We start from the raw sequence: 8,329 nt of genomic DNA, 5'->3' as shown, positions 1-8,329 counted from the left end.
CCCAGAATGATTTTCAATCCTGTTGAACCGTAACGACCAGATTTTTCTTTCTGTGTTGGCGAAATCCCGGATATGGTAAAGCATCAGGTCAATGATTATTTTGTCACCGATTGACGATGATACGGAGCTGGTAGATGGGCTGGGTCATGGGGAGATAAAAGGCGGGAAGCAGGATTCGGATAAAATGCCGAGAGAAGGTCTTGAAGAACTATAACCTTCCTTTGCAGGCGGGGTGATATCAAAATCTTTATGAAGAATTATTGGCCACCTCGATGAAACCCAGTGAAATTTGCTCCGCTGGCCTTCGGTCCCTGATGAAACCCGCTGTCGCTTGACAGCCAAGGTCTGTGTTTCATTGGATAAACATTTCACGGGGTAAAAATGCTGGGATGATACAGAATGCTGTCCCCAAGCTGGTTTGAGTTGATGATCAGGTCAAGATTGTGGCAATCCTTGCTAAGACTTCATCCATGATTTCTTTTGGGACGCACTCCAGTTTACGTGCATGGCGCGATGCCAGATCAATGGCTCTGGGTTGGTCGCACCTGATAATGCCGTTAGTTTTTGTCCCCGCATTGGCCAGGGAAACGGCAAAACCGGCCGTGCGAGCGAAGTTTCCACCAGTGGTGATGGGCAGGACAACCGGGGTTTTGGTCAGTTGATTGAATGCCAAAGGCGACACGATCAATACGGGCCTTTTGCCCTGCTGTTCATGGCCGGATGCCGGGTCCAGCGACACCAGATAGATATCTCCCCTTTCCATCACAACAACTCTTTTCCGGTTGACCCGCTGTCCAGCCAGGCTCGTTCTTCGTCGCCAACCTCCTGAGTAGGATCGCATTGAGCAAGCAGCTCATCTAGTGTATATCTGGGCCCTTGAGAAGGTTTGACCATCAAACAGCCGCTACTGACGGAAAGGCCGACCGTGGAACCGGCGTTCAGTCGCAACATGTCCAGGATTGCGGGGGGGACGGCCAACATTACCGAGCCGCCGACTTTTCGAAGGTGTGTTGTGTGCATATTTTTCCCCTTGCTGATGTAAGTTATATTTAAATATAACAGGCACTGCAATCTCTGTCAACAATCCTGAGATCGTTTGAATATCCAGATGGCTGTACTGATGGCTGTACTGATGGCTGTACTGATGGGGCAACCTAAAAATGCTGGGATAAACTGTCAATGTTCAGAGTAACTGGCCACTGACAAGAAAGGCAGATGTCAAAGGCAGACTGGGGATAATTTTCTGTGGAGGACTACTCCACAGGCAAACTTGCCTAACGCGGGCTGTGCCCGCAACCCAATAAAACATAAGGGACATTATGTTGCCAGTTTGGTTATGTTGCCAGTATCCTGCAATATCCAGCCCCACCCCGCCTGTTTTTTCTTTACGTTTTGAGTTTTAATGTACCCCGCATACCCCGCCCTTTATATGGGGAAGACAATGATTATGAACAACTACTTCACATAATTCAGGACTTCACATAACATTTCCATCTGGTAATCCGCATGTACCCTGAATCTGATCCGACGGATGATGAAATCAAGGAAAGGCTGCAGAAATATTATGGAGATGAGCTTAATGTGACCGGGGTGCTTGTTTCTGACTACCGCAAGCGGCTGACCAACCTGGGGGCGTATGTGAAAGACATCAAGCAGGGATTTACCAGGTATTTCAATAAGAAATATGGCCGGAGAGGGTTTTTCTGGGGAGATAGATTCAAGAGTATGATTGTTCAAGATGGATTGAGCCTGGTTAATCTACTGGCTTATGTGGATCTCAACCCTATTCGCGCTGGAATTGTCAAAAAGCCTGAAGATTACAGGTGGTGCTCTTTGGGCTACCATACCCAGACCGGGAATAAGGACGGCCTGCTGTCCATAGACTTTGGGATGAAGGAATGGAATGAGTTTGATCCATCAGAGATAGTCCGCAAATACAGGCAGTTTGTTTACGAGACTGGCGCAGCAGAAAGCCAGGTATCAGGAGTCAGGGGACAGGGGACAGTAAAGAAGGTATCAGGAGTCAGGGGACAGGGGACAGTAAAGAAGGTATCAGGAGTCAGGGGACAGGGGACAGTGAAGAGCTTGAAGAGAGGGATTGACCCAAAGATCGTGGAGAAGGCCAGGAAGAAAGGCTATAAGATCTCCAGAGTAGACCGGTTCAGGTATAGATGCAGGTATTTTACTGATTCCGGGGTTATCGGAGGCAAAGACTTTGTCCAGGAAGTATTTGACCAGGTCAAGCACCTGCTGGGCTCAAAAGATGAGCGGAAGTTTACTCCAGTTGGTGGTGTTGAGGGTTTGTATTCCATGAAAAGACTTGCTGGTTCGTAGCCTGGGCATTCTTTTTTCCCCTTGCATCCACCCTTTCCATAAGTTATACTATCGTCATGAAGACAAAAAGGCAGCAAGCCCCGCATGAAGGAATGTTCCTGAAGATATTCATAAACGCATAATGTACCCTCTCAAACATGTCCATCTTTTGCAGAAGTGAGAAAAATTTATGAAAATACAAACCACTATCCAGATATGGCAAAAACAATCCTGGTATATAGCCACTTGTCCGGAGTTGGATTTTATTTCCCAGGGGCAAACCAAAGATGAAGCAAGGGCGAACTTGATGGAGGTTATAGATATCCAGTTTGAAGAAATGGCTGAACTTGGAACTTTATATGGATACCTTGAAGAATGTGGATACATAATAACTGATGACAATGCCATCTCCCAATTTGAAATGATCGGATTTGAGAAATTGGATATGCAGGTGCAGCAATGACAAAGCTGTCACCAACTGGATGGCAGACTCAAGTAAAGATATTTGAATTCTTCGGATGTCATTATAAACGAAAGAAGGGATCACACCATATCCTTACTTTTCATGGTGCCAAGAGGGCAGTAGTCATTCCTGAATATAATGAAATTGATGTGGATATCATCAAGAACAACATGCGTACTGTTGGTATGAGCAGGGAAGAGTACTTTGCACTGCTTGAAAAGGTTTAAACTGGAGGCCAGGTTTACGGTAGACAGCCAACTGGGACATTATGTTGCCATTTCCCCACTATAGGCAGCTTTTACCCCGCCTATTTTTTTCTTTTGGTTTTGATTTTTTAAAGGCCAGCTACGTCGACTTTTTTAACCTCTAACCTGTTTCCGCATACCTGACATCAAAAAGGGAACAACATAAGGGACATTATGTTGCCAGTTTAGTTATGTTGCCAGTACCCCGCAATACCCCGCCCCACCCCACATTTTTTCTTTACGTTTTGATTTTTAACGTACCCCGCATACCCCGCCCTTTTCAAGTAGGTATCAGAACATTATAATCAGTCCCGAACATTGAGTCCAGTTTTTTTCTTAAACCCCCCTGACTTTTTCTATTCATTTTTCTTCTTTGCAAGCCAAAAAAAATCAACTTTTTCTTAAAAAAAGATACTTTGGATCAAATTAAGAAAAACTCTGTCTTAAGAGTTACCAGTGATCAGGGAATTCTTTACAACTCTAACGGCTTAAACTTCCAAATTATCCACGGATTTTCAGTTTTTAACAATGTGCAGGATCTCTTTGATAAAGGATGGTACCTCACTAAAAAGGGTGGCCTGATCCTACCACTGGCAGTTGATGAACATAAGAGATCTAAAGTATTTGCTTTATACGTTGGGTTGAATAAATATTTTAAAAAAAACTTTGGATACAACCTCTGGGTTGCTCATGGCTCACTACTTGGATTGTATCGTGATAGAGCCTTAATCCCTTTCGATGATGACTTTGATTTAGCTTACCTTTCCAGGATGACAAACCAAAGAGAGATAATGTTTGAGAGAATTCACATTGCGAGTAAAATGAAGCTCGACGGATGGAACATGTCCTTTTCTGCAACCGGCCTGTTTAAGCTTATGCCTAAAGATGAAGTGGGTGACCCTGAAAAAGACAAGTATTTAGATATTATGCCTGCGTGGTGGCAAAACAATCACCTTTTTTGTCTTGCCTGGACCATGTTTAAAATAACTCCTGAAGACATGATGCCCCTGCAGGAAGTAGAATACTACGGAACAAAGTTCCTGTTTCCCAGAAGGCCAGAGGTATTTTTAAGACATAAATATGGCCCAGGCTGGAATACTCCTAATAAGGGATACACACCTAAAAGGCCTGCAGGTTCTGATCAGATATTAAACCAGGGCATGGCCAGGCCAGCTGAGGTTGCCATGTTTTCATTGTAAGCTCCTCACCCGGGCGGCCCGGGACCGAACCTGCGAGTAACTTTAAGACTTTGTCACTTTTCTGGAAATTGGGACAGTCCCCGCGAGGTACTATAAAAATGATTGATACTGCATTGGTTCCTGGTAGAAATTTGTTTTAATGGAAAAATTTTCACAGCGAGGGACAGTCCCTGTGCCTGGCGCAAAGCTCCCATCTTTGACGGAACTTTTCTGGCAAATGTGCATCAATCAAAGTAAAAATCGTAAAAACATGATAATTGTAACTGTCTGATTTTATTAGCAAAACGATTCTAGTTACTTAGAAGCTGTAAAAGATTTTTAAAATGAAATGTTAACTGTTCAGGGTTCAAGGTTCAACGTTCAGGTTTGGGAGAAAAAAGAGTAGAGATAGAAGAAATGCTGGGATTGCAAAGACAATGCTGGTCCTTGTCGCCCCCCTGCCGTGCTGGCCTTTGGATTTTTTTGTGGATTTTTTGTTGACATTATGTTTGTAGAACATTATTTTCCTCAAACATTGTTTCATGGGAGTAAATATGTTCGTCAACAGGGAAAGAGAAATATTGCGGCTGCAACGGGCTCTTGGCCGGGAAACAGTCTGCCTGATCGTGGTTTATGGCCGCCGGAGATGCGGAAAAACAACCCTTTTGCGGCATGTCCTTCCGGCGAACGCCATTTATTTCGCGGCGGACCAGAGGGAGCAGCCTTTGCAAATCGCGGCCCTGGCCAGGCAGGCGGACATGCTGGTACCCGGGTTTGGCAAACCTGTTTATCCGGACTGGGAAAGTCTTTTCACAAGCCTCAATCTCGCTCTGCCGGAGCTGGCAACGTTGTGCATCGACGAATTTCCCTATCTGGTCAAGAACTGTCCGGAATTGCCGTCCATTGTCCAGAGGCTGGTGGATGCAAAAACTCTTCGGTATCATTTGATACTTTGCGGGTCTTCCCAGCAGATGATGCACGGCATGGTGCTGGACGGCGCTTCCCCGCTCTACGGGCGCTGTGATGAAGTCCTGCGCCTCAAGCCCATGGGGATATCCCATCTCAAGGCGTATCTAAATGTCAACGCCGTGGATGCGGTGCGGGAGTTCGGGGTGTGGGGCGGTGTTCCCCGGTATTGGGAGATCCGGAGGCAGTCCGGGAGTTTTGCAGATGCCGTCAAAAACAATCTCCTGGATCAATTCGGAGTACTTCATGAAGAACCTGAGCGACTATTTTACGATGAGATGCGTACGTCGACCCAGGCCTATTCCGTCTTGTGCCTGATCGGAGCGGGATGTCACCGGGTTTCTGAAATCGCGGGCCGTTTGGGAAAACCGGCCACCCACCTGTCCCGGATGCTCGGTTTTCTGATCGACCTCGGGTATGTCCGCAGGGAACTGCCTTTTGGCGAATCGGTCCGTTCCACCAAGAAAACCCTCTACAAGATTGACGATCCTTTTATGAATTTCTTTTTCACATTTCTCGCTCCCAACAAAAGCAGGCTTGAGTTCGGGCTGGTTGATCAGGTCTGGGGCGACATCAGCAAACAATACGATCAATATCTTTCAGGAACATGGGAACATCTTTGCCGCGGCGCGGTCCCGTTTCTTGAGTTTGACGGCAAGCGTTTCAACCCATCAAGCCGCTGGTGGGGAACCGGGCTGGACGGCAAGGCCATGGAGCTGGACCTGATGGCCGAGTCCGTTGATCAAAGCACTCTTCTGCTTGGTGAGGCCAAATGGAGCGACAAGGTCAATATGGGTGCGCTGCACGGCGAACTGGAGCGCAAGGCCAGGCAGGCTCCGCTTGTCAAGGGCAGACAGGTGATTCCGGTTTTGTTTGTGAAAAATGCCCGAGAAGAAACTTTTTCCGATGTGGGTTGCAAAGTTTTGACTCCGAGCGCTGTAATCGGCGGCATGGGGTGAAAGATTTGGAATGCTGGGATGAATGATCGTTCAACGTTCAGCGTTCAGGGTTCAGGGTTAAGAGATATTGGCCACCCCGATGAAACACCCTGAAGGGAACCCGGTTTCATGGGGCAGGCAGACAAGAAAGGTTCACCCTGTGACTGGAACCTACAACTTATGTAGACAAGAAGCTCAAGAAGCACTACTCCGACCTGGTATTCAGCGTACGATTGGTTGGTTATAAAAACCAGTTTGCCAGAATTTATCTGTTATTTGAGAAAAAAAGGTATCTGGCCCTGCCTGGTATCGGTACTGGCATAAACCTTGACGAGATCCAGTGGATGGCTATTGATGTCACCGGATTTCTGCCAATCAGTAACGGGATAATCAGCTTCGGATGAATAAATGAACATTTGTATTTTTCAAAATATCAACTTTTTGCATAAAGTTGAGATGTTTGTGATGATGCTTGCCAACCATATTCAAAATTAGTAAAAATTCCTTATGAGTACACCAAATATTCATGACAGCACTATCAAGTACTTTTTGTCGGATCGGCAGAATGCCATCAGCTTATTAAAATCCATGCTCCCTGAAAAAATCGTGAAGCAGCTTGATTTTAATAAGATTTATTACGAGAAGGACTCATATCTGCCCAAGAGTCTGCAGAGTTACTATTCAGACCTGGTTGTCAGCGTGCCGACCAAATGCGGTTCATATGTAGCCAAAGTATTTTTTCTTCTGGAGCACAAAAGTACTTTTAAGAAGAATACCCCGCTGCAGTTCTTGAGATATATCTTAGAGTTCTGGGAGCAATACCAGAAAAATACTGTTGAAACTAGGTTGCCGGTCATTATCCCGATATTGATAGCTCATCCAGAGGAGGGTTGGAAGCCCACCAAGTTGTCAGACCTGGTCAACCTGCCCTCTGATGATTTCAAAATTTTCATTCCTGACTTTAACTTTTTGCTGTATGATGCAGTAAATGATGACCCGGAAGACTATGATTTTGATGAAACTTTAAAAGCTCTTTTTACCCTCTGGCGGTATTCCCGGTCTCCAGAATTCATACAAGGGGTCCAAAAAGCCTTTCAATTGATAAAGAAGGTTGATCCCGAGGCGCGCTTGCTCGATTTTGTGCAATTGCTTTTGCGCTACCTTGAGTTAACCAGGGACGAAAAGGAATATATTGACATAAAAAAGATTGCCGAAACCGAGATAGACAAAGGGGAGGTATATATGGGAACCATAGCTGAAATGTTTAGAAGAGAAGGGGATGAGAGGACGAAGTCAGAGTATGAAAATAAAATTAAAGAGTATGAAAATCAAATTAATGTGTTGAAAAATGAATGGTTTGGTCATGCTATGCTTAAAAACGCCCAAGAAACCCTTATAGATGTAGCTGGCGACTTTCACGGCCCTTTACCGAATTCTCTCCAGGATAAAATCAAATCTATAGACTCCATCGATAGCCTGCGGACCATAACCAGAAAGTTTTATAAAACTCAGTCCATGGAAGAATTCTCCGAGCTCGTAAACCGAGCACTACAATAAAACACACATCCATAATAAGGTCACACTGCCAAGGTGTGACCTTTTTTGTCCTTGCGGTGTCCATAAAATACGATAAAAATAATCATAGCACTGAAAGTATATCAACTGAAAACACATGACACTTAACTTTCCAACCAATAGCCAAGAGAAGAAAGTGGGACATTATGTTGCCAGTTTAGTTATGTTGCCAGTATCCCGCTATTTTCTTCCTTATCCTGCCCAACCCCGCATTGATTTTTAAAGTACCCTGCATATCCCGCGGTTTGAAATAAAGAACCAAGAGACAGGAGTCAGTTTTCATTAACCAGGACTGGCTCCGGCTTTGTTGAACCCACCTGGACTTTTCCATTCATTTTTCTTCCCTTCAAAAATACAACCCGTCTGAGCAATAGCTCATGGAGGTTGTATGGCCAAGAAACGCTGTAAATTCTGCCGTTGTCTTTTCGTCCTCACTACCCGTAATCCCGATCAAAAGTACTGCTCCAAGCCTGATTGCCAGAGAGCACGCAAACGCCGGTGGCAAAAAATGAAGATGCAGGGTGACGAGGCCTATCGCTTGAACCAGAAGGACGCCCAGAAGCGGTGGTGTGAGAAGAACTCTGACTACTGGCGGAATTACAGGAAAAACAACCCGAACTACACCGGAAGTAACCGGGAAAGACAGCAGCA

At 45.4% G+C, this 8,329-nt stretch carries 8 protein-coding genes and 2 pseudogenes; 9 read left to right on the top strand and 1 reads right to left on the bottom strand.

Features of this window, described 5'->3' with window-relative positions; all coding sequences use genetic code 11:
* Window positions 1-91 precede the first annotated feature (91 nt).
* On the top strand, window positions 92-214 hold the full coding sequence (locus LZ23_RS25325; protein ID WP_269745164.1) for a hypothetical protein: 123 nt from the start codon (window positions 92-94) through the stop codon (window positions 212-214).
* Window positions 215-430: 216 nt separating this feature from the next.
* On the opposite strand, the gene LZ23_RS10740 is transcribed toward LZ23_RS25325, so the two are convergent.
* Window positions 431-841 carry a type II toxin-antitoxin system PemK/MazF family toxin gene (locus LZ23_RS10740; protein ID WP_332308278.1) on the bottom strand — a complete coding sequence of 137 codons (411 nt, stop codon included), beginning with the start codon at window positions 839-841 and terminating at the stop codon, window positions 431-433.
* Window positions 842-1,485: 644 nt separating this feature from the next.
* Between LZ23_RS10740 and LZ23_RS24625 the strand changes: the two are divergent.
* From LZ23_RS24625 to LZ23_RS10700, 8 genes and pseudogenes are all read left to right on the top strand, one after another.
* Window positions 1,486-2,334: pseudogene (locus LZ23_RS24625) on the top strand (transposase); the annotation flags it as partial.
* 169 nt (window positions 2,335-2,503) lie between these two features.
* Window positions 2,504-2,776: a type II toxin-antitoxin system HicB family antitoxin gene (locus tag LZ23_RS10725; RefSeq protein ID WP_045214054.1), complete on the top strand. Its 273-nt coding sequence runs from the start codon at window positions 2,504-2,506 to the stop codon at window positions 2,774-2,776.
* Entirely contained in the window at window positions 2,773-3,003 is a 231-nt protein-coding gene (locus LZ23_RS10720) for a type II toxin-antitoxin system HicA family toxin (protein WP_045214052.1), read from the top strand. The genes LZ23_RS10725 and LZ23_RS10720 overlap by 4 nt, the downstream gene beginning before the upstream one ends.
* 434 nt (window positions 3,004-3,437) lie before the next feature.
* Window positions 3,438-4,220: a LicD family protein gene (locus LZ23_RS10715; protein ID WP_045214051.1), complete on the top strand. Its 783-nt coding sequence runs from the start codon at window positions 3,438-3,440 to the stop codon at window positions 4,218-4,220.
* Between the two features lie 533 nt (window positions 4,221-4,753).
* Entirely contained in the window at window positions 4,754-6,124 is a 1,371-nt protein-coding gene (locus LZ23_RS10710; RefSeq protein WP_052507311.1) for an ATP-binding protein, read from the top strand.
* A gap of 143 nt (window positions 6,125-6,267) precedes the next feature.
* Window positions 6,268-6,507: an Rpn family recombination-promoting nuclease/putative transposase gene (locus LZ23_RS25015; protein WP_269745177.1), complete on the top strand. Its 240-nt coding sequence runs from the start codon at window positions 6,268-6,270 to the stop codon at window positions 6,505-6,507.
* Between the two features lie 103 nt (window positions 6,508-6,610).
* A complete protein-coding gene (locus LZ23_RS10705; RefSeq protein ID WP_045214048.1) occupies window positions 6,611-7,660 on the top strand; it encodes an Rpn family recombination-promoting nuclease/putative transposase in 1,050 nt (349 codons plus the stop codon).
* 406 nt (window positions 7,661-8,066) lie between these two features.
* Window positions 8,067-8,329 (top strand): annotated as a pseudogene (locus tag LZ23_RS10700) (hypothetical protein); the annotation flags it as partial.

The organism is Desulfonatronovibrio magnus, from assembly GCF_000934755.1.
Lineage (GTDB): Bacteria > Desulfobacterota > Desulfovibrionia > Desulfovibrionales > Desulfonatronovibrionaceae > Desulfonatronovibrio > Desulfonatronovibrio magnus.
This window is presented reverse-complemented; position numbering and strand designations above follow the sequence as displayed.